The 636-nt window shown below is 37.6% G+C and carries 1 protein-coding gene; it reads left to right on the top strand.

Annotated elements, in window-relative coordinates; translation table 11 throughout:
• Positions 1-94: 94 nt before the first annotated feature.
• The coding region (locus PL9214_RS29380) for a transposase (RefSeq protein ID WP_222425317.1) at positions 95-636 on the top strand (542 nt) is incomplete at its 3' end.

Here is a 636-nt window from a genome sequence, read left to right as displayed (position 1 = left end):
CCCCGTCGCCAATTTTATTGTGCTGGATGTAAAAAATATCCAACAGAACCCTTAGAATTTGTAGAGAAAAGGAGGAATTACACCATTCGTTATAATGAGAGCCAAGGTCAAAGAGGTTTCTGTGGATATGTGGGGAGGATTTAAAAAAGTGATTCGGGAAGTTTTTCCTAATGCTTTAATTGTCATTGACCGATTTCATGTGATGAAGTTAGTCAACAGTTCTCTGAATCAACTTCGACTTAAATTAGAACTAAAAGGCTTAAAAAATCGGTGCTTACTGCTGAAAAATTATGTCGATTTAACCCCCGAAGAGAGAAGGGATCTGAAACTGTTGTTAAAGGCCTCCCCCTGTTTGAGTATCGCTTATGAATTAAAAGAGGAACTCCGAGATATTTATGAAAGCAGTACAACGGTTCTTATGGGAATGAGAAGATTAAAGAAATGGCTCAATTCGGCTCTTATTGTTTTTGGAAAAACCGCCCAAACTCTTAAACACCATCTTCCCGATATTTGCCATTATTTTATTAATCGAACAACCAGTGGAGTTATGGAGGGATTAAACAACCGGATCAAATTAATTCTTCGTCAAAGCTATGGCTTCAAAAATTTTGAGATGATGCGCCAAAAGCTACTAGC

This window comes from Planktothrix tepida PCC 9214 (genome assembly GCF_900009145.1).
GTDB lineage: Bacteria > Cyanobacteriota > Cyanobacteriia > Cyanobacteriales > Microcoleaceae > Planktothrix > Planktothrix tepida.
The sequence above is the reverse complement of the archived record's forward strand: the minus strand, read 5'-3'. Positions and strand labels throughout refer to the sequence as shown.